Below are 24,769 nucleotides of genomic sequence, written 5' to 3' on the forward strand. Positions count from 1 at the left end.
CCCCAGCTGCAGCTAGCGCAGGGTCTCGATACGCAGACGCAGACTTGCTCTAGCTCGAGCTACCCGTTGCCTGTACCGGACGCTGGCAGATCCCAGTCTCGGTCAATTCCCAAGGTCAAGATGTCACCCAATTTCGCCAGGGCCGTTCGCCATCCGCGCTCCATAGCATTTCGAGCCATCTTTGCGCGAGGACTCTCGACATCGAAGCCACACTGAGTGAGTAGGACCCTTGTCCCGCGCCCCTGGGGTTCAATCGACCAAGTTACCTTCCAACGGGCCGGGCGTGACGCACGCAAATCGAACCAGCTCCAGGTCATCGTCCTACCTGGAACCACAGACAGAACCTCACAAGCGATCTCACCTGGTGGATTCGATGGCACCGAGAGAATAAGGTGTTTCCTACCTGCGCACCTCTAAAGCCGGTGGGCTTCATCAACCATCTTTCGACAATCTTCTGGTCAGTCAGCGCCTGCCACACCGTTTCATTCGGATGCGGATAGAAGCAGCCCACTTCGAGTGACGATAGATCCTTCTCCGGTTCGCCTATCATCGCGCAGCGCCGCGAACCAATTCATGGCTCGCCACGTTCGAACTCGAACGACCGCTCGAGCAATCACAAGAAAGAAGAACCAGCACAACGTCTCTCATCGTAGCTGTTGCACCTGTCTCAGTACGCCCGAAAGCGGCAGCGAACGATCACGGCCGCGAATGTATCATCGGCCCACGACAAATTTCCGCGAAGTGCATATCGGGACCGCACATGCCCTTTCGTGCCGCACCGCCGAAGGATTGCGGTCAGGTTTCCTCACTGTCCGGCAGCGCACGCCAAATGGCGGCGGGGGTCATCGGTAGGTGGTGAAGCCGGGCACCGGTGGCGTCGGCGATGGCGTTGGCCAGGGCAGGGGCTACCGGATTGTACGGGGACTCGCTCATCGATTTGGCGCCTCGTGGGCCCAGTTCATCGAAGGTGTCGGCGAAGTACACCTCGGTGTCCGGCACGTCCACGAGTTGCGGGACATGGTAGTTCCGTAGTTGCGGGTTGAGTACGGTTCCGGCACCGTCGAGCAGGATCTCCTCGTACAGCGCGCTTCCGATCGCCTGAGCGACGCCCCCCTCGATCTGCCCGCGGCACTGCTGTGGGTTCAGGACCCTACCCGCATCGGCTGCCTGGATCGACTGCAGGATGCGGACTTCGCCTGTGACGATGTCGACTGCCACACGGAACGCGTGGACGTTGAACGCAACCGAGCGGGGTGTTCCCTCGTGCCGGCCCTCGGCCCGGAGGGGGCCCTCGGCTACCAGCTTGTCGAGTTCGACAACTCTGCCGCAGACCCGAACACCGTCGGGTGTCAGCTCGCAGTCGCTACCGGAGGCGGCACCTGACACACGGCGAGCGACTTCGAACACCTTCTCCCGCAAACCGATTCCGGCGAGGTGTACGGCTTTGCCCGCCACCACCGTTCCGGACGAACCGAAGGCCCCGGTGTCGTGCCTGACGACGTCCGTGTCGGACTGTAGGATCGTGATTCGATCGACCGTGGTGTTCAGTGCCGAAGCGGCGAGCTGGGCGTGGACGGTGGTGGTGCCGTTTCCGAACTCCACGGTGCCCACGCGCAGTTCGTACCGGCCGCCCTCGACAAGGGTGCAGGAGACGTCGGCGAAGTGTCCTCGTGTTGGAATCGTGGCGATCATGGACGCCGCCATCCCCTCGCCGACCCGCCACTGCGGGCCGTCCGGCGGCCGTATGCCGTTGCCACGGCCCAGCGCCGACTCGGCCAGATCGAGGCACTGGTCGAGCCCGTAGCTGCCGAAGGTGAGGTCGCCGTTCTCCACCTCGGCTGCGACGAAGTCGTCGCCCGGAACGATGACGTTGCGGCGGCGCAGTTCGAATGGATCGATTCCCAGCCGTGCTGCCAGTTGATCGAGCGCAGACTCCACGGCGAAGATGACTTGGCCCAGTCCGTAGCCGCGGAAGGCGCCGGACGGCAGGTTGTTGGTGTAGACGGCCTGGGCGTCCACCCGCTTGTTAGGACTTCGGTAGAGCGCCAAGGATTCGTTGCAGCCGTGGAACATCACACCCGCCGAATGATTTCCATACGCGCCGGCATCCGAAACCACGTCCACGGCGAGGGCAGTCAGTGCCCCTTCCCCGTCGGCGCCGACCTTCACCGAGACTCGCATGGGGTGTCGGCATGGGGCGATCGTGAACTGGTCGGAGCGTGTCAGCTCGTACTGCACAGGTCTGCCGGTACGCAAGACGGCCAGTGCCACGAGATCCTCGACCAGCATCTCCTGCTTGGCGCCGAACCCGCCGCCCACACGGGTTGCGAAGACTCGGATCTGTGAGTAGTCGAGACCGAACAGGCGCGCGAGTTCGTTGCGGACGAGGAATGGCACCTGGGTGCTGCTCCGGAGGGTCAGCCGCCCGTCGGAATCCAGCCATCCCAGGGCCGCGTGGGTCTCGAGATGTACGTGCTGCACGCGTTGCGTCTGCCATGTGCCCTCCACCACCGCGCCCGACTCCCGCGCCTCCGCGAGTCCTGCACCGATATCACCGACTTCGCCGTGGAGTTCGGCGACCAGGTTGCGTGCCGGGTTCGCGATCCGGGACCCTTCGCTCTTGTCGCCGTGTAGTGGGGGTGCACCGAAGCGGAGGGCCTGGTCGGGGTCGAAGACGGGTTCGAGTAGTTCGTATTCGACATCGATCAGTTGTACTGCATGCCGTGCGATGCCGACGGACTCTGCCACAACGGCCGCGACGCGTTGTCCTCGGAAGCGGAGGACGGTGTCGAAGACGTAGGTGTCGTCCGGGTCATCGATGCGAAATTCGGTACGCCCCGTGGAGAACACGACGTCGGGACTGTCGCGGTGGGTGAGCACGGCGTGGACGCCGGGTAGTCGCTCGGCGGAGGACGTGTCGAGACGGACAATCCGCGCATGCGCGTGCGGGCTGCCGAGTATCTGGATGTGTAACAGATCTTCGACTGCCAGGTCGAGTGTGTATGGTTCGGCGCCGCACACCACTCTGCTGGCGGCAGGCGAAGGAAGCGACCGTCCGAACGACTCACCGGCGCTGTCCGACTCGGTGTTGCACACCCCGCCGACGGCGTCGCGAATTGCGCGATAGCCGGTGCAGCGGCAGAGGTTTCCTTTCAGAGAACGAGGTAGATCCGCTCGTTGATCTGTATCGAGCGCAGATGCGGTCACCACCATGCCTGGTGTGCAGAATCCGCACTGAAACCCGGCCGCGTCGACGAACTGCTGCTGCACCGGGTGAAGCTGGTCGGGTCGACCGAGACCGGAAGCGGTGGTTACCTCGCGGTCCCGGGCACGGTGAGCGGGTACGACGCATGAATGCACGGCGCTTCCGTCGAGCAGCACGGTGCAGGCACCGCAGTCGCCGGCGTCGCAACCCTGCTTCACGGCGAATCGGTACTGTTCACGCAGAAAGCTACGCAGGCACTGGCCGGGCCGCGGGTCGGCATCGGCGGGCTGTCCATCAACGGTGAACTTCATGCCAATTCTCTCCTGATCTCCTCGGCGAGAACTCCGGTGACGTGACGGCGCCAGTCCGCGGTGCCGTGTGCGTCCGTCAGGTAGTCGACGGGAGAGATCTGTTCCGACAGGGCCGCACTCAGTGACTGGGGGCCGGGTGCGGCCGGGAAGCGCAGGATGAACGGACGGACAGTAGATGCGGTGACGGTCAGCGTGAATCCGACTTCGTCGAGGCGTCCGGCCAGCACCGCGCCGGAACGGCCGAATCGCGAGTACGCGATCTTTCGCAGCGCTGTGCGCCCGCGCAGTGCAGTGGCGGGAAAGTGGATGCTCCGGATCAGGTCACCCGTATCGAGGAGGGTGCGGCCATCTCCGGTGACGAACTCGACTACGGGAATCCGGCGCTCGCCGCCGCCGGCAGTCCACAGCAGAAGGTCGGCATCGAGTGTGCAGCACAAAGTGATCATGGCACCGGCGGGAAGGGCCAGCGCAAGATTGCCGCCGATCGTCGCCGTGTGCCAGATCTTCCACGACGAGACGAGTGACTCCGCGCACGGACGGAACAGGATCGTCGCTGTCCACTCTTCCGGAAATGTTGTGGTGCAAAGTTGTTCGATGGTACAAGTTGCGGCGACTTCGAGTCCGTCGTCGTGAACGGTGAGCGTCGGCCACTCGAGCGTGGCCAGGTCTATCAGGCGGGTGGTCGACGGCTGTGGCTCGGAGTAAAGCCACGTACCACCGGCGAGGTAGGCATCACCCGCTTCCGGCGCCGGCAGTTCATCCCTGCTGCGGGGCGAGGAGATCTCTGTGACGAAAGACAGATCCATGACGTTACCTTTCAGGCCGGGTGCGCGTCGCGCCAGTGGCGGGCGATGTCTATCCGTCTCGCCACCCACACCTGGTCGTGCGACTGCACGTGGTCGAGGAAGCGCTCGAGCGCGGCGATACGGCCCGGCCTGCCCGCAATTCGGCAATGGAGCCCGACCGAGAGCATTTTCGGGGCCCCGGCAACACCCTCCGCGTAGAGTACGTCGAATGCGTCGCGCAAGTGCGTGAAGAACTGCTCCCCGGTCGGAAAACCGGCTGGTATCACGAACTTGAGGTCGTTGGTGTCCAAGGCATACGGCACCACGAGATGGTCGATCTGCTGCGTGCTGGTTGTCTGCACTTTCACCCAGTAGGGCAGGTCGTCGGCGTACGAATCGGAGTCGTATTCGAAGCCGCCGTGTTCGACCACCAGCTCGCGGGTGCGCGGTGAGTCGCGGCCGGTGTACCAGCCGAGCGGTGCCGTGCCGGTGAGCTGCCTCAGGATCTCGACCGCCTCAGCCACGTGCTCGCGTTCGATGCTCTCCTCGGCTTCCTGGTACGACCTCCACCACAGGCCGTGGCAGGCGATCTCATGACCCAGTTCACGAAAGGCGCTGACGGCCTCGAGGTTCCTCTGCAGCGCTTTGGCCACCGCGAAAATGGTCAGGGGCAGCCCTCGGCGCTCGAAGAGCCGTAGCACCCGCCACACCCCAGCGCGGGCGCCGAATTCGAAGATCGACTCGGAGCCCATCTGGCGGTTCGGGTACGCCTGCATTCCGGGTATCTCGGACAGATATGTCTCAGATGCCGCGTCGCCGTGGAGCACGTTGCTCTCGGCGCCCTCCTCGTAGTTGAGGACGAACTGGACGGCGATCTTCGCACCGCCCGGCCACCGCGGGTCGGGCGGATGTGGCCCGTATCCAACTAAGTCACGTGGGTAGTTGGGGTTCGAGTCGAGGGTCATGATTCCTACCATGCCGCGCCGACGTGGGTGCGGCAACCCCCAGCCGCAGCGTCATGCAGCGGTCCTCGGAAGATGTCGGGCCGGACCTCGGTGACGATCTGCAGATGCGTGGGCGCTGTGGCATTCGTTCAGGGACAATCGTTCAGGCCGCCACGCCACGCAGGTACGACGTGACGGCGCGAGTCAACTGCCACACGCTGGCCTCGGTGCCGGGTTCGATACCGTCGAGGGATCGGGCGCCCACGAACCGGTCGAAGACAAGGCCTTCGAGGACGCTGACGAGGTCGGCGCCCGCTGTGTCCGGGTCGGGTACGCCGAGGGTGGCGAACAGTTCGGTGGCGCGGGCACGGGAGAACAGACAGGACGCGAGAAGGGGATGCAGTTCGGCGTCACCCGACAGTTCGACCGTGAGTGCGTGCCGCGCGACGAGGTCGTCGCGACGGTTCAGGAGCAGTCTGTCGAGGAACCGGGCGATGCCCTCGGCCGCTGTGGAGAGGGTGATTGGAGAGGCTGTCGTTTTCTCGAACTCGTGCATTTCCTCGAACTCGCGCCGCGATCGTTCGGCGAGTCGGTGCACTGCCGACTCGGTCAGCGCGCGGCGGGTGCGGAAGTAGTAGGACGTGGACCCGCCTGGTAGATCCAACTCGCGGTCGACCGCGCGGTGCGTCAGTGCGCGCATACCCTCGCACGCGATGATCCTGATCGCCGCGTCGGCTATCTGCTCACGCCGGTCTGGCACGTATCTGTCTCCTCACATCGGCTTCGTACGGTTGCCGTCTGAGACTCTACATTCGTAGGGTGTCCTCTATGGATGTAGAGTTCGTGTCGGATGACGCGCAGCAAAATGCCACGGCGGCCCTGCGCGAGACTGCCGACGCTCTTGCGCAGTGCCGGGCAGGAGTGCGAGGTGTGTACCTGTGGGGGCCCGTCGGGCGAGGTAAGACCTGGCTGATGGACCGCTTCTACGAGTCGTCGCCGGTTCCGAAGCGGAGAGTGCATTTCCACGACTTCTTCCACCGGCTCCATGCGGCCGCCCACACCCTCGGCTCCATCGACCGAGCAATCGACGCCACGCTCGGGGATATCCGACTGCTGTGTTTGGACGAGTTCCACCTGCACGATGTCGGAGACGCGATGCTGATGGCGCGGCTGTTGAAGGCCCTGTTCGCCCGCGGAATCACGCTGGTCGTCACATCGAACTATTCGCCCGGGGGACTGCTGCCCAACCCGCTGTTCCATCACCTCTTCGAGCCGTCGATCTCCATGCTGGCGCGCAACTTGTCCGTGGTGCGAGTCGCGGGCCCCACCGATTATCGCGCCTCCAATACTGAGTGGACAGGGTTTGCGCTCGGACGATTCGTCAGAGCATCCGAATCTGAACGTCCGCACGTGCGAGAGCGCGTCGTCTGACGGTCGGCAATCGCTCGGTGACCGCGTCGGCCATACGCGAGCGGACGATCTGGTTCGACTTCTCTCTCCTATGCGGTACCCCGACCGCCCCGTCCGATTATCTCGAACTGTCTGCGCGATTCCCACGGTGGGTGATCCACGGTGTGCCCCGACTGCGCGAGACCGATGCGGAGACCGTGCGACGGTTCGCGAACGTGGTCGACGTGCTGTACGACAGGGGGATTCCGCTGACCGCCGTTGCCGAAGCGCCGTGGGAGGACGTGTTGGTCGGCCTTGGAAATACCCCAGACTTCGACCGCCTGGTGAGCAGATTGTCGACTCTGCGGCGCTCAGCGTGATCGTTTTCGGGCCGAACATCCGCAGGCGCGCGGCCCCTAGCGCATCTCAGAACCGGCGGATGCTGTGGATGTTGCGGAAATCCGACAGCGGAGTCAGGCCTACCGGCGTTCCGCTTGCGTATGAGTTGAACACCTGACCGAAGCCCGCGTAGATTCCGACATGTGACGCGTCGTTGAGCAAGATGACGTCGCCGGGAGCCAGTGCCCACAGAGGAATGGGTGCACCGACGTTGGCCTGATCCCAGGTGACGCGGGGGAGGCTCACCCCTACCTGCCGGAACGCCCACTGCACCAGTGCCGAGCAGTCCCACGCGTGTGGACCCTCCCCACCCCAGAGATAGGGTTTGCCGGTCTGCGTCACGGCGACCGCTAGCGCGGCCAGTCCCGACGGGCTGGGAATGGGTGTCGGGATAACGGAGGAACCCATGGTAAGTGATCCGGTAAGGCCGCTGCCGGCACTTCCCGACACCGGTGCCGCGTTGGCGGGAAGCGCGACCAGGGCAGTCGCGCAGAATGCGAGACCGGCGGCGACGACAGCACGTTGTACGGGACGGAAATTTCTGCGCTGGGACACGGGGGTCCCCCCTTTGTTCGCAACTGCTCGTGAAGAGAAGTGGAACCGCCCCGATCATCGGTAACACGTCTCGATGAGGTCACAGAAATCGTACAAAGGGTTGCGGCATCGTGTCTGCGGATTGAGTAAATCCGTTTTAGCTGCGCAAAAGCGGATTGCGTTCCGGTAACTATGCTAGGAAGAGAATTACGTCCGCCAGTGCAGGAGCATTGTCGCGTTCGGGGACCGTGGCCGAGATCAACAGCCTGTCCTCGTTCTTCCAGATTTTGGTGTGCAGCGTTTCGCCAGGAAACACCACGCCCGCGAACCTGGCACGAAATCCGGCGACCGCGGTCGCATCCGCGTCGAGGACCGCGTCCACCACCGCCTTGCACACCATTCCGTAGGTGCACAAACCGTGCAGAATAGGTGCGGGAAACCCTGCGGCAGAGGCGAACTTCGGGTCGGAATGCAGGGGATTTCGGTCGCCGCACATCCGGTACATCAGTGCCTGCTGGGGCAGCACGGGGGTGTCGACCGAAATGTCGGCGGGTCGGTCGGGTAACTCGACTGACTGGGAAGGCCCGCGCTCGCCGCCGAAACCGCCTTCTCCACGGGCGAAGATCGACGACCGCGCCGTCCACAGGGGAGTGCCGTCGAGTTCGGTGGTGGTCGATTCCTGGACGATCACGGCGGCCTTGCCCTTGTCCCACACTTCGGCGATGCGGGTGGTGGTGCGGGCTTTGCCCTCCGGCGGAATGGGTTGGTGCACGGTCACTTCCTGGCTGCCGTGCACGACCTTGGCGAGGTCGATCTCGACGCCGGGAAACGACACACGCGGCGCTTCGGTGGCATGAAAATTGGCGGCCACGGTGGCGAAAGTGGGGAGAACCTGTGGCGTGCCGTTGGTGAGGTACCGCAATTCGTTCTCATCGAGGGGACGAGATCCGGCGCCGAGTGCCAGGTGATAGTGCTGCACGTCCGAACTCGTCCAGGAGAATTCTTGGGTTGGCAGCTCGGCGCCGAGGGCAACTTTCGGATCAATGGGCATTGGTGGTGTCTCCGGTGAGTGAGGTGGGCGAATCGGTGTCGCCCGGCTTCGCGAGGGCGTCCAGAACCGCAAGGTAGCCGAATGTCATTGCCGGACCGATCGTCGCGCCCGGCCCGGCGTAGGTGTGTCCCATGACAGGTCCGCTGGCGTTGCCCACTGCGTAGAGATTCTCGATGGTGCTCCCGTCCTGTCGGAGCACGCGCGCGTTCTTGTCGGTACGGAGTCCGCCCTTCGTGCCGAGGTCGCCAGGGACCATCTTGACGGCGAAGAAGGGCGCCTTCACGAGCGGGCCGAGGCTCGGGTTCGGCTTGTTGCGGGGATCCCCGTAGTAGTGGTCGTATCCGCTCTCACCTCGCCCGAAGTCCTCGTCCTTGCCGCCTCGGGCGAAGGTGTTGAAGCGCGAGACCGTCTCGGTGAGCGAATCGACCGGCACACCGATTTTCTCGGCCAGTTCGGCGACAGTTCCCCCCTCGACGATGATGCCGGCCTTTTGCCAGCGACGCGGGAACGGGGAGCGAGGGGTGATCCCGGCAAAGGAGTATCGGTCGCGGTATCGCTGGTCGAGGATGAGCCAACACGGAATGTTTTCGCCCGGCCCGTCGCCCTGGCCGTTCTTCCCCCCGTACATGGCGTGCGTCGCCTCCACATACGGCGCGGATTCGTTGACGAAGCGCTTGCCGGATCCGTTGATCATGATGCAGCCCGGCAGGCTCCGCTCGGAAAGCGCGAACCAGGGCCCGCCGGTGAGTGGGATGGAGGGCCCCCACCAGGCATCTTCCATCAGATCGAGAGCGGCACCGAGTTTCTCGCCCGCCCAGATGCCGTCGCCAGTGTTGGCCTTGGCGCCGACGGTCCATTCGGTGCCGATCGGTGCGCGCTGGTACTTCTTGCGAGCCTCGTCGTTGTGCTCGAATCCGCCCGAGGCGATCACCACGGCGCGGCGTGCCCGAAAGACTTGCGGTCGGCCGTCGACCTCGGCCTCGACGCCCTTGACCACTCCGTTCTCGACATAGAGTTCGGTGAGGGGGGTTTCGAGCAGAATCGGGACACCGGCGGCCTTCAGTCCGGCCTGAAGTCCCGCGACCAGTGCCTGACCAAGGACGAGCAGTCGCTTGCCGGTGAGCTTTGCGCCGAGGAAACGGAGTCCGACCCGGGCCGCCCGCAGTGGCCCGCGCGGGTGGCGGATGAGTAAATTGAGCCAGCGGTAGTCGGCCTGCATGACGGCGAGGTTGGCCGGGGCCTTCACGTAGGCGGGTTCGAGTTTGGCGAGATCCGGGCCGAGCTTTCTTCCATCGAAGGGGGCGGGCTCGACGGACCTCCCGCCGAGGCGACCGCCCGGTGCCTCCGGGTAGTAGTCGGAGTATTCGGGTACCCACTGCAGCTTCAGCGGGCTGTTCTTCAGCACGAAAGACAGCATCTCGGGGCCGCGATCGAGGTACGTATCGATTCGGTCCTTGGGGACGACATCGCCGATGATGCTGTATAGATAGGTCCGCGCGGCCTCGGCCGTGTCGTCGACGCCAGCGGCGATGAGAGCCTCGTTGTTCGGGATCCACACACCCCCACCGGAGCGGGCAGTGGAGCCGCCGAAGTGTGAGGCCTTTTCGAGGATGACGACACTGAGTCCCTTGTGCGCCGCGGTGAGGGCCGCGGTCATTCCCCCGGCGCCGCTACCGACGACCACGATGTCGTATTCGTGCTTGCTCATGTAGAACACGTTATAGAATGATGAGGCTGTCAGTCCATCGTTTCTGCCAGGAAGTATTACTGACACCAACAAACAAGAACGAAACACGTTGCAGTGAAATCCGGCGTGCGTGTGAAACCTCAGGGAAGGTCCGTAAACCATGCTCTCGTCGCAACTACGCACCGAGTTGGCGAATCGGCTCAACGCCGCGGAGCGCGGTCGCGCTCCGATCGGCCCAGTGACCACTGTCCATCCTGACATCGACGTCGTCGACGCGTACGAGATCCAGTTGATCAACATTCGCCGTCGACTGCAGAACGGCGCGAAGGTTGTCGGGCACAAGGTGGGCCTGTCCTCGCTGGCGATGCAGCAGATGATGGGCGTCGACGAACCCGACTATGGGCACCTGCTCGCAGACATGGAGGTGTTCGAGGATCAACCGGTGGATACTTCGCGGTTCTGCTATCCGCGCGTCGAGGTAGAGGTCGGCTTCGTCCTCGGCGCCGATCTCCCCGGCGTCGGCTGCACCGAGCAGGACGTCCTCGCTGCAACCGTGGCGTTCGCGCCGTCCATCGAGTTGATCGACAGTCGCATCACCGACTGGAAGATCGCGTTGCCGGACACGATCGCCGACAACGCTTCGTCCGCGGGTTTCGTACTCGGCAAGAACCGGGTGCGACCGGCAGATATCGACATCAAGGCCATCGATGCCGTCCTGACGTGCAACGGCAAGACCATCGCCGAGGGGCGCAGCGACGCCGTGCTCGGTAATCCCGTGACGGCCGTTGCCTGGCTCGCGCAGAAGGTCGAGAGTTTCGGTGTAAGACTGAAGGCTGGCGATATCGTGCTTCCCGGTTCATGCACCCGCGCTATCGACGCTCACCCGGGCGATCACTTCCGCGCCGACTTCAGTGGGCTCGGATCCGTATCCTTGCAGTTCAAGTAGGAGTTTGTTCATGACCAAGGCAAGTGTCGCGATTGTCGGTTCGGGCAACATCAGCACCGACCTGCTCTACAAGCTTCAGCGGTCGGAGTGGCTCGAGCCTCGATGGATGATCGGGATCGACCCAGCGAGTGAGGGCCTGGCCCGCGCTCGCGGGATGGGGCTGGAAACATCCGCCGAGGGCATCGACTGGCTGCTGAACCAGTCGGAGAAGCCCGATCTAGTCTTCGAAGCCACCTCAGCGTATGTGCACCGTGCGGCCGCATCGCGGTACGAGGCAGCGGGTATCCGCGCAGTCGATCTGACACCCGCCGCCGTCGGACCCGCCGTGGTCCCGCCCGCGAACCTGCGTGAACACCTCGGTGCCCCGAACGTCAACATGATCACGTGCGGCGGGCAGGCCACCATCCCGATCGTGTACGCGGTCTCGCGCGTCGTCGACGTGGCCTACGCCGAGATCGTCGCATCGGTGGCATCCCTGTCGGCCGGGCCCGGTACCCGCGCGAACATCGACGAGTTCACCAAGACCACCAGTCGCGGCATCGAAACCATCGGCGGCGCACAGCGCGGCAAGGCCATCATCATCCTCAACCCCGCCGACCCGCCGATGATTATGCGTGACACGATCTTCTGCGCGATCCCCGAGGACGCCGACCGCGCCGCGATCACCGATTCCATCCACCGCGTCGTCGCGGATATCCAGCAGTACGTTCCCGGCTATCGTCTGTTGAACGAGCCGCAGTTCGACGACCCGAGTGTCGTGTCGGGCGGGCAGGCCACGGTCACGACGTTCGTCGAGGTCGAGGGTGCCGGCGACTTCCTGCCGCCGTATGCGGGAAACCTCGACATCATGACGGCTGCGGCAACCAAAGTGGGCGAGGAGATCGCCCAGAAACTCCTGAGTGTGGAGGCATGAGCACAATGGTCCACTTCGACGCGGGCTGGGACATCCGAGTCACCGACACATCCCTGCGCGACGGTTCACACCACAAACGTCACCAGTTCACCGGTGATGAGGTCCGCGCCATCGTCGGCGCACTCGACAGCGCCGGAGTTCCGGTCATCGAGGTGACGCACGGTGACGGCCTCGGCGGTTCGTCATTCAACTACGGGTTCTCGAAGGTGCCGGAGCAGGAATTGATCTCAATCGCCGTCGACACGGCGAAGAATGCGAAGATCGCGTTCCTGATGCTGCCGGGGCTGGGGGTCAAGGACGACATCATCGCCGCGCAGGGCAACGGCGCCTCGATCTGCCGTATCGCGACGCACTGCACCGAGGCGGACGTCGCCATACAGCACTTCGGACTGGCACGCGATCGCGATCTCGAAACCGTCGGCTTCCTGATGATGGCGCACTCCATCCCGCCCGAGAAGCTTGCCCAGCAGGCCCGGATCATGGCCGACGCGGGTTGCCAGTGCGTGTACGTCGTCGACTCTGCCGGCGCACTGGTCCTCGAGCAGGTGTCCGACCGTGTCGAGGCGCTCGTTCAGGAACTCGGTTCGGATGCGCAGGTGGGCTTTCACGGGCACGAGAATCTCGGCCTCGGCGTGGCCAACTCGATCGCCGCGGTGCGGGCGGGTGCCAAGCAGATTGACGGTAGTACAAGGCGTTTCGGTGCAGGTGCCGGTAACGCGCCGGTCGAGGCGCTGGTGGGGGTGTGCGACAAGATCGGCGTCAAGACGGGCATCGACTTCTACGCGATCGCCGACGCCGCCGAGGACGTCGTGCGACCCGCGATGCCTGCCGAATGTCTGCTCGACCGCCAGGCGCTGATGATGGGCTACGCGGGCGTCTACTCGAGCTTCCTCAAGCACGCCGAACGTCAGGCGCAGCGGTACGGCGTCTCGTCCGCTGAACTCCTGGTCCGCGCGGGCAAACGCAAACTCGTCGGCGGCCAGGAGGATCAGCTCATCGACATTGCCCTGGAACTGCAGAGGGAAGCAAATGCGGCCTCGGCTGCTTCGGTCGGGGCGAGCGCTTCTTGAATCGCGGAGGGTCGGCGGGCACTCACCGGGTTGCCGTCTCCCACAGTCCGACGACGTTGTTCTCGGAGTCGGTGAAATAGGCGGCGAAACCCATGTTTCCGACCGGTGTCCTGCCGCTGACGGTCTTGCCGCCCAGCGACTCGATCTTCTCCAGCGCTGCATCGATGTTGTCGACGTCGAGAGTGACCACGGGGGAGGTCACTTCGCCGCGTTGCATCATGCCCCCGTTGATGAACCCCGGTTCGTCGGGCATCCCGCTCTCGCTGACGGGGCCGGTGGTGACCATGCTGTACTCCATGTCGGGAATCTCGGCGATGTTCCACCCGAACACATTCCGATAGAACGCGCGTGCGCGGTCACCATCGTCGAAGGGGATCTCGAAGTGCACAATTCTGCCTGACATGGCGCGCCTCCCGTTCGGCTCATGCCGCCGTATCCGACGGCACGTTCCAGCCTATGCCGCAGCTTCTGCGCCCGAAACCCACGACACGCGCGCCCGATGTGACATTTGTGCAGTCAGACTGAACGAATGTCACATCGGGCGACGCATCGGCGCGCAAAGGTGCTACCGACTACTCGGCGCCACCTCTCACCTCGATGACCCCTTCGGTCACCGCGTGATCGATGCTCTCCTGCAGCCGTGGGCATCCGTCCCGCGGTGCCGACGACTGCCCGTCGCCGACTGTGTCCCGGAACGTCGGGCAGCTTTTAGCTGGGTCGGTCGTCCATTGGATGCTCGTGTGCGCGAGGCTGTTCTTACGCACCAGAACACAGTTACCGCAAGCCCGGCACTCGACCTCGCTCATTCCGTTGTCGAGGTAGACGGCCTTGTCGACGATCGTCTGCGCATGAATGGCCTCGAGCCGAGCAGGCTGTCCGGCGAAGTCGGGCGCTTTGGCCCAGTCGGTCGAGGCTTTCACGATCAGACCTGGGCTTCCGTGCTCTCGGACTGCGCGTTCTCGGACTGCTCAGCCTCACGTTCAGCCTTCTGGCGGGCAAGGTTTTCATCCACCTCTTGCTGCCATGCCTCGTTGGCCTTGGTGGTGTCTACCTCGAACTCGAAACGCTGCGTCATCTTGTCGGTGACGTCGGCGGCGTCGACGTAGAACTGCTCGTACCAGCGTCGCAGCTGATACACCGGACCGTCTTCGTCGCAGAGCAGTGGGTTGTCGATCTTGGTCTTGTTCTTCCAGATCTCGACGTCCTGTAGGAAGCCTTCGGCGATGCCTTCGGTGAACTTCGCGGCGAGCTTGCCTGCTGACTCGTCGCTGATGCCGGTCGGCTTCTTCACCGTCACCCCGTATTGCAGGATGAACGAATTGTTTGTCACCGGGTAGTGACAATTGATGAGGACGCTTTCGACCTCGTAGCCGCCGTAGGTGTTCCACAGCGGATTGATCATGTAGGACGGTCCGTAGTACGCAGCCTCGGAACGCAGCAACGAATCCAGGCCGTACTGCGTCGCCATACCGGTGTCGGGCCTGCCCTTGGTGTTGAGGTACTGGGCGGCGATGTGGCCCTCGAAGACGTTCTTGAAGTACGTCGGAAACGCGTAGTGGATGTAGAAGAAGTGCGCCATGTCCACCACGTTGTCGATGATCTCGCGACAGTTGGAGCCCTCGATCAGCATCGAGTTCCAGGTCCAGTCGGTCCATTCGTCGCTGTATGCGCCCTCGATGCGGGGAATGGTCACTTCGTCAGGTGGGGGATTGCCCTCCGGGTCGTTCCACACGAAGAGTTGGCCGTTCCGCTCCAGAGCGATCCACGCTCGGGTTCGGGCGATCGGGGGGACGCGACGCGCGTAGGGAATGCTGGTGCACTTTCCGTTGCCGCCCCAGCGCCAATCGTGGAACGGGCAGGCCACGGAGTCGCCCTTGATCGTGCCCTGCGACAGATCGCCGCCCATGTGCCGGCAATAGGCGTCCAGAACCTTCAGTTCACCCTTGCTGTCAGCGAAAACGACGAGCTTGGTGCCGAATGCCTCGATCGAATGCGGCTTGCCGTCGGTGAACGACTTAGTCAACCCCAGGCAGTGCCAACCACGCGCGAAGCGGGTCTGGACAGTGCCCACATCGATCTCGCGTATCTGCGCCATTGTGTCGTCACATCCCTTCATCCTGTTAGTAGAACACGTTATAGAAGTTGAATGAGATGTGCCAGATATTTCGACGCTTCGTTCCAGACCCGGGCCGTCAAACAGGACATATGCCGGGATCTCGACATTAATGGGAACGTGTTCTAGTCTCAGAGATAAGTGAACCAGCGAGTGAGACAGGAGCGTCTTGTGGGTGACCATGACAGTCACGAGGTGATGCAGCGACTCGACGCACTACTGCCGACGCTGCGCGAGCGTGCGCAGGAGACCGAGGATCTGCGTCGTATCCCAGACGATTCCATCAAGGGCTTGCAGGAGACCGGATTCTTCCGATTGCTCCAACCCGAGCAGTGGGGCGGATTCCAGGAAGACCCGGCGCTGTTCTACTCGGCGGTCCGGAAGATCGCGAGCGCCTGTGGGTCCACCGGATGGGTCGCCTCGATCATCGGCGTCCACAATTGGCACCTCGCCCTGTTCTCGCAGCAGGCGCAGGAAGATGTGTGGGGTAACGACACCGACGTTCGAATCTCCTCCTCCTATGCCCCGATGGGGGCCGGTCAGGTTGTCGAGGGTGGCTACAAGGTCAACGGCGCGTGGGCCTGGTCTTCCGGTTGTGATCACGCCGGTTGGGCGGTGCTCGGCGGTCCGGTTATCAAGGACGGCCGTCCGGTGGACTTCGTCAGCTTCCTGATCCCGCGCGAGGACTACCGGATCGACGACGTCTGGAACGTGGTGGGATTGAGGGGAACCGGCAGCAACACCGTGGTGGTCGAGGACGTATTCGTCCCGACGCACCGTGTCCTCAGTTTCAAGGCGATGAGCAACCTCACCGCTCCCGGGCTCGAGCGCAACACCGCGCCTGTCTACAGAATGCCCTGGGGAACAATTCATCCCACCACCATCTCGGCCCCGATCGTAGGAATGGCCTACGGTGCCTACGACGCGCACGTCGAGCATCAAGGCAAGCGTGTCCGCGCGGCGTTCGCCGGCGAGAAGGCCAAGGACGACCCGTTCGCGAAGGTTCGCATCGCCGAAGCATCGAGCGATATCGACGCCGCGTGGCGTCAGTTGGTCGGCAACGTCGCCGACGAGTACGCACTCCTGGTGAAGGGCGAAGAGGTTCCCTTTGAATTGCGTCTGCGGGCGCGTCGTGATCAGGTGCGCGCCACCGGTAGGGCCATAACGTCCATCGACAAACTGTTCGAGAGTTCGGGAGCCACTGCGTTGGCGAACGGCACTCCGTTGCAGCGTTTCTGGCGAGACGCCCACGCGGGACGCGTTCACGCGGCCAACGATCCCGAACGCGCGTACGTTATGTACGGCACCGGCGAATTCGGATTGCCGATCACGGACACGATGGTCTAGGAGCGCAGGTGACCACTACCGAAGAAGTCATGACGTTCGAGTCCACGTCGAAGTTCGCCCAGGTCCGGCCCGACCTGAAATTGCACTATCACGAGGCCGGAGTGGGCAATGACACCACGATCGTGTTGCTGCACGGCGGCGGTCCGGGTGCTTCGTCGTGGTCGAACTTCGCCAAGAACATTCCGGTCCTTGCCGAGAAGTTCCATGTGCTGGCCGTCGATCAGCCGGGATACGGATTGTCCGACAAGCCGACCGAGCATCCGCAGTACTTCGTGCACAGCGCGTCCGCTCTGAAGGATCTGCTCGACACTCTCGATATCGGCGGGCGCGTTCACCTGCTCGGCAATTCGCTCGGTGGCGGTGCCGCGGTGCGTTTCGCGCTCGACTACCCGGACCGCGCGGGACGGCTCGTTCTCATGGGTCCGGGCGGACTGAGCGTCAATCTGTTCTCGCCGGATCCCACCGAGGGCGTGAAGAACCTCGGAAAGTTCAGCGCGCCGCCAGAGGGGCCGACGAAGGAGAAGCTCGAAGCCTTCCTGCGGGTCATGGTCTACGACCAATCGCTGATCACGCCGGAACTGGTCGAGGAGCGCTTCGCCGCGGCGAGCACTCCGGAGTCGCTCGCGGCGGCCAAAGCGATGGGAAAGTCTTTCGCTTCAGCTGATTTCGAGAAGGGGATGCTCTGGCGCGAGGCGTACAAGCTGCGTCAGCGGGTGCTGCTGATCTGGGGTCGAGAAGACCGGGTCAACCCGCTCGACGGAGCACTCGTGGCGCTGAAGATGATCCCGCGGGCGCAGTTGCACGTCTTCGGTGGCTGCGGACACTGGGCGCAGCTGGAGAAGTTCGACGAGTTCAACCGGTTGGCAACGGGCTTCCTTCTGGATCGGAGTTAGGGATGGGTATCCGTTCACTGGCGTACATGCGCATCGAGGCGACGGATATGGCCGCCTGGCGTGAGTACGGCCTGAAAGTGCTTGGCATGGTGGAGGGCAGGGGTACCAACCCGGACGCTCTGTATCTACGGATGGATGACTTTCCCGCCCGCCTCGTGATCTTTCCGGGAGAGAAGGACCGGTTGGCGGTCTCGGGCTGGGAGACGGCCAATGCCGCGGAGTTGCAAGAGGTCCGGGCCAATCTCGCGACGGCGGGTGTTGCCTTCAAGGAGGGTGGAGCCGAGCAGTTGGCGGATCGTCGGGTCGACGAACTGATCGCGTTCGAGGACCCGTCGGGCAATACGCTCGAGGCGTTTCACGGTGCCGCGCTCGAACATCGGCGCGTCGTCAGCCCGTACGGCCACAGGTTTGTCACCGGTGAACAGGGGTTGGGGCACGTCGTGCTCTCGACTACCGACGACGAGGCATCGCTGTGCTTCTACCGCGATGTGCTGGGATTCCGGCTGCGCGACTCGATGCGGTTGCCTCCACAGATGGTCGGGCGGCCCGCCGACGGCCCGCCGGCATGGTTGCGATTCTTCGGTTGCAATCCACGACACCACAGCCTCGCCTTCTTGCCGATGCCCACGCCCAGCGGCATCGTGCATCTCATGATCGAGGTCGAGAATTCCGACGACGTAGGTCTTTGCCTGGACCGCGCGCTTCGTAAGAAGGTCAAGATGTCGGCGACGCTCGGCCGCCACGTCAACGATCTGATGCTCTCGTTCTACATGAAGACGCCGGGTGGTTTCGACATTGAATTCGGTTGCGAGGGACGCCAGGTGAAGGACGAGAGCTGGATCGCGAGGGAGAGCACGGCCGTCAGCCTGTGGGGTCACGACTTCAGTGTCGGGATGCATCCGTGAGTGATGCGTCGGGAGACGGGGCGGTCACTGAAGAGTCGATCGATCCTCGACGGTTCCGGACGGTGCTGGGCCAGTTCTGCACCGGCGTCACCATCATCACTACTCTCGCCGACGGGAAGCCGGTCGGGTTCGCGTGCCAGTCGTTCGCAGCGCTGTCACTCGAACCCCCGCTGGTTCTATTTTGCCCGACGAAGACTTCGCGGTCGTGGGCGGCGATCGAGAGCAGTGGCGTGTTCTGCGTGAACGTGCTTGCGGAAGAGCAGCAGTCGACGTGCGCCCGCTTCGGCTCGCGCGAACCTGACAAGTTCGCGGGGGTCGACTGGACTGTCTCACCACTGGGGTCGCCGATCCTGACCGGCTCACTTGCCCACGTCGACTGCTCAGTCGAGAGCGTTCACGACGGCGGCGACCACTGGGTGGTGTTCGGCCGGGTCTCCTCCCTGAGTGAGATCAGGGAGGAACGGCCGCTGCTGTTCTACCGCGGGCAGTACTCCGGGATCGAACCGGACAAGACCGTGCCCGCGCCTTGGCGCGACGACCTCGAGGCGTTTCTGACGACGTCGTCGGAGAACACCTGGCTTTAGCGAGCCTCACATCGCGATGCCGATGTATTTGGTCTCGAGGAATTCGTCGATGCCGGTTGCCCCGCCTTCGCGTCCGAGTCCGGATTCCTTCACGCCGCCGAAGGGTGCCGCCGGATTCGACACGACGCCCTGGTTGAGCCCGACCATTCCGGATTCGAGTGCTTCGCTCACGCGGATACCCCGCGTGAGGCTCTCGGTGTATACGTAGGCCACGAGGCCGTAGGGCGTGTCGTTGGCCCGCTCGACCGCTTCAGCCTCGGAGTCGAACGTGCTGATCGCGGCGACCGGCCCGAAGATTTCGTTGTGCCACATCTCGGCGTCGTCGGGCACGCCGGTCAGGACCGTCGCCGGGTAGAAGTTGCCGGGGCGGTCGAGACGCTCGCCGCCCGTCGTCACCGTGGCTCCGCGTTCGATCGCGTCCGCGACGAGTCCGCCGACCTTCTCGACGGCCGCCTCGTCGATCAGCGGTCCGACCACCACTCCGTCCTCGGTGCCGCGCCCGACGGGGAGCGCGGCCATCCGCTCGGTGAGCTTGCGCGTGAACTCGTCCGCGACCGCCGTGTGCACGAGGATTCGGTTGGCGGCGGTGCAGGCCTGCCCGATGTTACGCATCTTCGCAGCCATTGCGCCGTCGACGGCGTCGTCGAGGTTTGCGTCGTCGAAGACGAGAAACGGCGCGTTGCCGCCGAGTTCCATCGACGTGCGCATGACCGTTCGGGCGCAGAGTTCGAGCAAATGCTTCCCGACTGCGGTCGAGCCGGTGAACGAGAGTTTGCGGGCACGCCCGTCGAGGATCAGCGGAGTGATCACCTCGTCGGGGCTGGAGGTGGTGACGACGTTGACAACCCCGTCGGGGAGTCCCGCCTCGGTGAGGATGTCTGCGAGAGCCAGGATCGACAGCGGTGTCTGGGCGGCCGGCTTGATCACGGACGCGCAACCGGCGGCGATCGAGGGCCCGAGCTTCCGGGTACCCATCGCCATCGGGAAGTTCCACGGGGTGACGAGCAGGCTCGGTCCGACCGGCTGGCGCGTTACGAGGAATCGTGACCCACCGCCGGGTGCCGTCATGTAGCCGCCGTCGATGCGGACGGCTTCCTCGGCGAACCACCGGAAGAATTCGGCGGCATAAGCGATTTCGCCGCGTGCCTCGGCGAGCGGCTTGCCCATTTCGAGGGTCATGACGAGCGCGAGACGGTCCACGTTGTCGAGGAGCAGCCGGTGCGCGTTGGTGAGGATGGCGCTGCGTTCGCGGGGAGGAGTTGCCGCCCATGCCGGTTGCGCCGCCACGGCCGCGTCGAGCGCTTCACGGGCCTCGCTCGCATCGGCGTCCGCGACCGTGGTGAGGATCCGGCCCGTCGATGGGTCGTGGACCGGCATGGTGCGAGCGCTCCGGCGCCACTTGCCGCCGATGAAGAGACCGGTCGGGACGGATCCGATTGCTGCTTCCTCGAGCATGGTTGTTCCCCAATCGCCGTTGCCGAAGTGACTCTGATCATGCTATACAGATTGTCAACAATCTGACAATGCACACTGCCGACGTTCGGCAGTATCTACGCGTGGGAGGGTTTCTCGTGACTCGGCTTTCTCCACTGCTCGCACAGGCCACACCCGTTACGGTCGATCATGGGGCGGGGTGCTACCTCTACGGCACCGACGGTCGGCGCTATCTCGATTTCACCGCGGGTATCGGCGTCACCAGCACCGGGCACTGCCATCCGCACGTCGTGGAGGCCGCCCGTCGGCAGGTCGGCTCGCTGATCCACGGCCAATACACGACCGTCATGCACCAGCCGATGCTCGAGCTGATCGACCGCCTGGGCTCGGTGCTGCCCGCGGACCTCGATTCGCTGTTCTTCGCGAACTCCGGCAGCGAGGCGGTCGAGGCGTCGCTGCGGCTGTCGCGGCAGGCGACGGGGCGTCCCAACGTGATCGTCTTCCACGGCGGTTTCCACGGACGCACGGTCGCGGCCGCGACGATGACCACTTCTGGAACCCGGTTCTCGGCGGGCTTCAGCCCGTTGATGGGCGGAGTCCACGTGGCGCCGTTCCCGAATGCCTACCGCTACGGCTGGTCCGAGGAGGAGGCCACCGCCTTCGCGTTGAAGGAACTCGACTACATCTTCGCGACGCTCACCGCGCCCGACGAGACGGCGGCGTTCGTCGTCGAACCCGTCCTGGGCGAGGGCGGCTACGTGCCGGGCAACACCGCGTTCTTCCAGGGACTCCGCGAGCGCGCCGACCGATATGGCATCCTGCTCGTCATCGACGAGATCCAGACCGGTTTTGGACGCACCGGCAAGTTCTTCGGGTTCCAGCACTTCCACGTCCGGCCCGACATCATCACGATCGCCAAGGGGCTGGCCAGTGGCTTCCCTCTGTCGGGCATCGCGGCGTCCGAGGAGCTGATGGCCAAGGGTTGGCCGGGTTCACAGGGCGGGACGTACGGGGGAAACGCGGTGTCCTGCGCTGCCGCGGTCGCGACACTCGAAGTGATCGAGAAGGAGGACCTCGTGGCCAACGCCGCCGTGCGCGGCACGCAACTGCTCGAGGGCACCCGCCGCAAGGCCATCGACGCGGTGGGGGATGTGCGCGGTCTCGGACTGATGGTGGGTAGCGAGTTCACCGCTGCCGACGGTACCCCGGATCGAGCGAAAGCGACTGCCGCGCAGCAACTGGCCGCGAAGAAGGGGTTGCTGCTGTTGACCTGCGGCGCCCACATGAACGTCGTGCGGATGATTCCACCGCTCATCGTGACGGCAGAACAAGTCGACGACGCCCTGACTCTCTGGTCGGAAGTTCTCGACGAGATCTGACCTTCACTCGACTGTTCACAAGGAGGAATCGTGGCTCGTTATATCACCATCACTCTGGACAAGCGAGGCGTGACCTGCCGCGCCCGACTCCTCGACGAGGATGCGCCGCTGACCTGCGACGCAGTGTGGAACGTACTCCCGCAAGGGGGCGAGGCGTACCACGCCAAATATGCGCGCAACGAGGTATACACCCTGATCCCGCGTGTCACGGAGGCGCCGCGACGCGAGAATCCCACCGTCACACCAATTCCCGGTGATGTTTGCCTATTCGACTTCGAGCCGTGGGAGATCGGCAATTCCGCCTACGGATACGAGCCCGGCTCCGAGGCACACGCCGCGCAGGGCGCCACCGACCTCGCGATCTTCTACGGCCGCAACAACCTCCTACTCAACGGTGATGTCGGCTGGGTGCCCGGCAACGTTTTCGCCGCGATCGAGGAGGGACTGCCCGAACTCGTCGCAGCCTGCAACGACCTCTGGATGCGCGGCGTCGAGGGCGAGACGCTGAGTTTCGCTCGGGCGTGACAGATGGGACCGGTCAACAGTGTGTGGGATGACCCTTGACGAGGTTCAGGCAAGCCTCCATCATCGGGAGCCATGAAGTTGGATATCCATCAAATCGACGCATTCGCCGCCGGACCCTTGCGAGGGCAACCCGGCGGCGGTCATGTCGCTGACAGCGTGGCTGGACGATTCGGTTCTTCAGCACCTGGCCGAAGAGAACAATCTGTCCGCGACGGCGTTCTACACAGCTCGCCTTCCCGCTGACGCGGCCCCTCGCGATCAGGAATATCCGGCCTATCACCTGCGGTGGTTCACCCCGGTGGTCGAGGTAGGCCGGTGCGGTCATGCCACCCTCGCTGCCGCTGCGCAGATCTTCGAGGACCTACACCCGGATGCCGACCGGATCCAGTTCTGGACCCGCAGCGGTTGGCTGAAGGTGGATCGGGGACCGGACGCGACGCTGGTGATGGACTTCCCGGCCGAGCCGCCGGTGCCGACTGCCGCCGATACCAGGGTCGTCGCAGCACTCGGCATTGCGGTGCGGGAGTGCCTGAAGGCCACCGACCTCGTGTTCGTCGCGGAGTCCGAACACGACATCGCATCGATGGCCCCCGACTTCGCTGTGATCAGTCCGCTGAAGGTGCGTGGCATTGTCGTCACCGCGGCGTCCGACGCGGACGGAGTCGACTTCGTGTCGCGATGGTTCGGTGCCGCGGCCGGCGTGCAGGAAGACCCGGTGACGGGTTCCGCGCACTCGCAGATCGCGCCCTACTGGGCTTCCGCACTGGGTCGTGGCAGCCTTGTCGGCCGGCAACTGTCGGCGCGCGGCGGAACCGTTCACTGCGACGTGCGCGGCGACCGCGTCTCCCTGTCCGGGGCATACCGGCGGTACCTCAGGGGAACCGTTGAATTCTAGGGCGTGATTCAAGAGTCGGCTACGCCGTCGAGTGCGGCATCAACCTCTTCGGATGTAGCGCGAATCGTGTGCTTCTCGGTGGACCTACCCCAGTACGTGTTCGGCGTATCGTGCCACGGCGAGGACGAGGTCGTCCGAGTGTCGTGGGCCGATGAGTTGCAGTCCGACCGGAAGTCCGGCGCTGGTGGTGCCGACGGGGATGCTGATGGCTGGTTGTTGGGTGAGGTTGAAGGGGTAGCTGAACGGGGTCCACTGCGGCCAACTGGTGAAATCGCTGTCGGGGGGGACGTCATGGCCGGCGTCGAAGGCGGGAATGGGGACGGTGGGGGTGAGCAGGATGTTGTGTGTTTGGTGGAACTTGCCCATCGTGATGCCGAGGTCTGCGGCGACGGCGCGGGCGTCGAGGTAGTCGACGGCACTGAGCTTGCCGCCGCGTTCCCAGGCTTTGCCGAGTCCAGGGTCGACTTTGTCTCGCGTGCCTTCGGGGAAGTTCTTCAGCATGGCGGCGACTCCGGACGCCCATAGTATGTTGAAGGCATCGATGGGGTCGGTGAAGCCGGGGTCGGCGGCGGCGACCGGTAGGCCGGCGGCGTCGATGGCCTGCACTGCCCGGTCGAGGATCGTCCGAACCTCCGGGTCGACCGTGGCGTAGCCCAGGGTGGGGGAGTAGGCGAGGCCGAGTCCTATGACGTCGCGGCCGATTTCACCGCGGAAGGTGGTTGTTGTGGGGGCGAGTGAGGTGGGGTCTCGGGGGTCTGGCAGGGACAGGATGTCCATGAGTAGCGCGGTGTCTTCGACGGTTCTGGCGAGGGGGCCGGCATGGCCGAGTGGCCCGAAGGGGCTTGCGGGGAAGAGGGGGATCCGACCGTGGGTGGGTTTGAAACCGACGATGCCGCAGAATGACGCGGGGATGCGTATGCTGCCGCCGCCGTCGGTGCCCACGGAGCAGGGTCCGAGACCGGCGGCGACGGCGGCGGCGCTGCCGCCGGAGGATCCGCCGGCGGTCTTGGTCGGGTCGGCCGGGTTGCGGGTGATCCCGCAGAGAGCGCTGTCGGTGACGGCCTTCCAACCGAGTTCGGGTGTGGTGGTTTTGCCCAGGAAGACCATTCCGTCTTCGCGGAGGCGTGCGGTGACGGGGCTGTCGACGGTCCAGGGTTGGGATTCGTCGATGGCTTGTGAGCCGCGGAGGGTGGGCCAGCCGTCGGTGAGGAAGATGTCTTTGATCGAGATCGGAACTCCGTCGAGTAGTCCTTTGGAGTAGCCGGTGGCCCAGCGCTCTTCGGACTTCCTGGCCTGGGCGAGTGCCTGTTCCTCGTCGACGAGGCAGTAGGAATTGATGGTGCTGTCGCGTTCGGTGATGGCATCGAGGATTGCCCGGGTGGCTTCGACGGGGGATAGTTCACCGGATGAGTAGGCCGTGACCAGTTCGACGGCGGTCATGTCGGTGGGATTCATGAAAA

At 64.3% G+C, this 24,769-nt stretch carries 22 protein-coding genes and 2 pseudogenes; 11 read left to right on the forward strand and 13 right to left on the reverse strand.

Annotation, left to right across the window (positions count from 1 at the left end):
• Positions 1-59: 59 nt before the first annotated feature.
• The 5 genes from RM2_RS25800 to RM2_RS00555 form a co-directional block, all read right to left on the reverse strand.
• Complete coding sequence (locus tag RM2_RS25800) at positions 60-317, reverse strand: SRPBCC family protein (RefSeq protein WP_139277629.1); 258 nt, start codon at positions 315-317, stop codon at positions 60-62.
• Positions 318-795: 478 nt separating this feature from the next.
• The gene (locus tag RM2_RS00540) at positions 796-3,516 is read right to left on the reverse strand and encodes a molybdopterin-dependent oxidoreductase (RefSeq protein ID WP_072686901.1); all 2,721 of its coding nucleotides are present in this window, start codon (positions 3,514-3,516) and stop codon (positions 796-798) included.
• Complete coding sequence (locus tag RM2_RS00545) at positions 3,513-4,322, reverse strand: FAD binding domain-containing protein (RefSeq protein WP_072686902.1); 810 nt, start codon at positions 4,320-4,322, stop codon at positions 3,513-3,515. The genes RM2_RS00540 and RM2_RS00545 overlap by 4 nt, the downstream gene beginning before the upstream one ends.
• Positions 4,323-4,333: 11 nt before the next feature.
• Positions 4,334-5,266, reverse strand: coding sequence for an allantoinase PuuE (gene puuE, locus RM2_RS00550; RefSeq protein WP_072686903.1), 933 nt, complete (start codon positions 5,264-5,266; stop codon positions 4,334-4,336).
• Between the two features lie 142 nt (positions 5,267-5,408).
• Entirely contained in the window at positions 5,409-6,005 is a 597-nt protein-coding gene (locus RM2_RS00555; protein WP_072686904.1) for a TetR/AcrR family transcriptional regulator, read from the reverse strand.
• A 68-nt stretch (positions 6,006-6,073) separates the two neighbouring features.
• Here RM2_RS00555 and zapE point away from each other — a divergent pair.
• Positions 6,074-7,014 (forward strand): annotated as a pseudogene (gene zapE, locus RM2_RS25805) (cell division protein ZapE).
• 46 nt (positions 7,015-7,060) lie between these two features.
• On the opposite strand, the gene RM2_RS00565 reads toward zapE, so the two are convergent.
• The 3 genes from RM2_RS00565 to kstD all read right to left on the reverse strand — a co-directional run bounded on the left by RM2_RS00565 (position 7,061) and on the right by kstD (position 10,326).
• On the reverse strand, positions 7,061-7,588 hold the full coding sequence (locus RM2_RS00565) for a C40 family peptidase (protein ID WP_072686905.1): 528 nt from the start codon (positions 7,586-7,588) through the stop codon (positions 7,061-7,063).
• Between the two features lie 169 nt (positions 7,589-7,757).
• Positions 7,758-8,618, reverse strand: coding sequence for an enoyl-CoA hydratase ChsH3 (gene chsH3 / locus RM2_RS00570; RefSeq protein ID WP_072686906.1), 861 nt, complete (start codon positions 8,616-8,618; stop codon positions 7,758-7,760).
• Positions 8,608-10,326 (reverse strand): 3-oxosteroid 1-dehydrogenase, encoded by a 1,719-nt coding sequence (gene kstD, locus RM2_RS00575; RefSeq protein WP_084721599.1) that lies wholly within the window; start codon positions 10,324-10,326, stop codon positions 8,608-8,610. The genes chsH3 and kstD overlap by 11 nt, the downstream gene beginning before the upstream one ends.
• A 139-nt stretch (positions 10,327-10,465) precedes the next feature.
• Here kstD and RM2_RS00580 point away from each other — a divergent pair, with 139 nt between their 5' ends.
• The 3 genes from RM2_RS00580 to dmpG are packed head-to-tail and all read left to right on the forward strand — an operon-like array spanning position 10,466 to position 13,234.
• Positions 10,466-11,251 carry a 2-keto-4-pentenoate hydratase gene (locus RM2_RS00580; protein ID WP_072686908.1) on the forward strand — a complete coding sequence of 262 codons (786 nt, stop codon included), beginning with the start codon at positions 10,466-10,468 and terminating at the stop codon, positions 11,249-11,251.
• Between the two features lie 10 nt (positions 11,252-11,261).
• Positions 11,262-12,164: an acetaldehyde dehydrogenase (acetylating) gene (locus tag RM2_RS00585; protein ID WP_072686909.1), complete on the forward strand. Its 903-nt coding sequence runs from the start codon at positions 11,262-11,264 to the stop codon at positions 12,162-12,164.
• Positions 12,161-13,234 (forward strand): 4-hydroxy-2-oxovalerate aldolase, encoded by a 1,074-nt coding sequence (gene dmpG / locus RM2_RS00590; RefSeq protein ID WP_072686910.1) that lies wholly within the window; start codon positions 12,161-12,163, stop codon positions 13,232-13,234. Before RM2_RS00585 ends, dmpG begins: the two co-directional genes overlap by 4 nt.
• 22 nt (positions 13,235-13,256) lie before the next feature.
• On the opposite strand, the gene RM2_RS00595 is transcribed toward dmpG, so the two are convergent.
• The 3 genes from RM2_RS00595 to RM2_RS00605 all read right to left on the reverse strand — a co-directional run bounded on the left by RM2_RS00595 (position 13,257) and on the right by RM2_RS00605 (position 15,329).
• The gene (locus RM2_RS00595; protein WP_072686911.1) at positions 13,257-13,637 is read right to left on the reverse strand and encodes a VOC family protein; all 381 of its coding nucleotides are present in this window, start codon (positions 13,635-13,637) and stop codon (positions 13,257-13,259) included.
• 169 nt (positions 13,638-13,806) lie between these two features.
• On the reverse strand, positions 13,807-14,154 hold the full coding sequence (locus tag RM2_RS00600; RefSeq protein WP_072686912.1) for a hypothetical protein: 348 nt from the start codon (positions 14,152-14,154) through the stop codon (positions 13,807-13,809).
• A gap of 2 nt (positions 14,155-14,156) precedes the next feature.
• Positions 14,157-15,329 carry a 3-ketosteroid-9-alpha-monooxygenase, oxygenase component gene (locus RM2_RS00605; protein WP_072686913.1) on the reverse strand — a complete coding sequence of 391 codons (1,173 nt, stop codon included), beginning with the start codon at positions 15,327-15,329 and terminating at the stop codon, positions 14,157-14,159.
• Positions 15,330-15,518: 189 nt separating this feature from the next.
• Here RM2_RS00605 and hsaA point away from each other — a divergent pair, with 189 nt between their 5' ends.
• The 4 genes from hsaA to hsaB are packed head-to-tail and all read left to right on the forward strand — an operon-like array spanning position 15,519 to position 19,076.
• Positions 15,519-16,694 (forward strand): 3-hydroxy-9,10-secoandrosta-1,3,5(10)-triene-9,17-dione monooxygenase oxygenase subunit, encoded by a 1,176-nt coding sequence (gene hsaA, locus RM2_RS00610; RefSeq protein ID WP_072686914.1) that lies wholly within the window; start codon positions 15,519-15,521, stop codon positions 16,692-16,694.
• 8 nt (positions 16,695-16,702) lie between these two features.
• The gene (hsaD, locus tag RM2_RS00615; protein WP_072686915.1) at positions 16,703-17,587 is read left to right on the forward strand and encodes a 4,5:9,10-diseco-3-hydroxy-5,9,17-trioxoandrosta-1(10),2-diene-4-oate hydrolase; all 885 of its coding nucleotides are present in this window, start codon (positions 16,703-16,705) and stop codon (positions 17,585-17,587) included.
• A 2-nt stretch (positions 17,588-17,589) separates the two neighbouring features.
• On the forward strand, positions 17,590-18,492 hold the full coding sequence (gene hsaC, locus RM2_RS00620) for an iron-dependent extradiol dioxygenase HsaC (protein ID WP_072686916.1): 903 nt from the start codon (positions 17,590-17,592) through the stop codon (positions 18,490-18,492).
• Positions 18,489-19,076 carry a 3-hydroxy-9,10-secoandrosta-1,3,5(10)-triene-9,17-dione monooxygenase reductase subunit gene (gene hsaB, locus RM2_RS00625; protein WP_072686917.1) on the forward strand — a complete coding sequence of 196 codons (588 nt, stop codon included), beginning with the start codon at positions 18,489-18,491 and terminating at the stop codon, positions 19,074-19,076. Before hsaC ends, hsaB begins: the two co-directional genes overlap by 4 nt.
• 6 nt (positions 19,077-19,082) lie before the next feature.
• Here hsaB and RM2_RS00630 read toward each other — a convergent pair whose 3' ends face one another.
• Complete coding sequence (locus tag RM2_RS00630) at positions 19,083-20,531, reverse strand: NAD-dependent succinate-semialdehyde dehydrogenase (protein WP_072686918.1); 1,449 nt, start codon at positions 20,529-20,531, stop codon at positions 19,083-19,085.
• Between the two features lie 116 nt (positions 20,532-20,647).
• Here RM2_RS00630 and RM2_RS00635 point away from each other — a divergent pair, with 116 nt between their 5' ends.
• The 3 genes and pseudogenes from RM2_RS00635 to RM2_RS00645 all read left to right on the forward strand — a co-directional run bounded on the left by RM2_RS00635 (position 20,648) and on the right by RM2_RS00645 (position 23,309).
• Positions 20,648-21,889, forward strand: coding sequence for an aspartate aminotransferase family protein (locus tag RM2_RS00635; protein ID WP_072687182.1), 1,242 nt, complete (start codon positions 20,648-20,650; stop codon positions 21,887-21,889).
• A 30-nt stretch (positions 21,890-21,919) separates the two neighbouring features.
• On the forward strand, positions 21,920-22,414 hold the full coding sequence (locus RM2_RS00640; protein WP_072686919.1) for a DUF3830 family protein: 495 nt from the start codon (positions 21,920-21,922) through the stop codon (positions 22,412-22,414).
• Between the two features lie 72 nt (positions 22,415-22,486).
• Positions 22,487-23,309, forward strand: a pseudogene (locus RM2_RS00645) (PhzF family protein).
• Positions 23,310-23,393: 84 nt separating this feature from the next.
• Here RM2_RS00645 and RM2_RS00650 read toward each other — a convergent pair.
• Entirely contained in the window at positions 23,394-24,764 is a 1,371-nt protein-coding gene (locus RM2_RS00650; protein WP_072686920.1) for an amidase, read from the reverse strand.
• Positions 24,765-24,769 lie beyond the last annotated feature (5 nt).

This window comes from Rhodococcus marinonascens NBRC 14363, assembly GCF_001894885.1.
Classification (GTDB): domain Bacteria; phylum Actinomycetota; class Actinomycetes; order Mycobacteriales; family Mycobacteriaceae; genus Rhodococcus_F; species Rhodococcus_F marinonascens.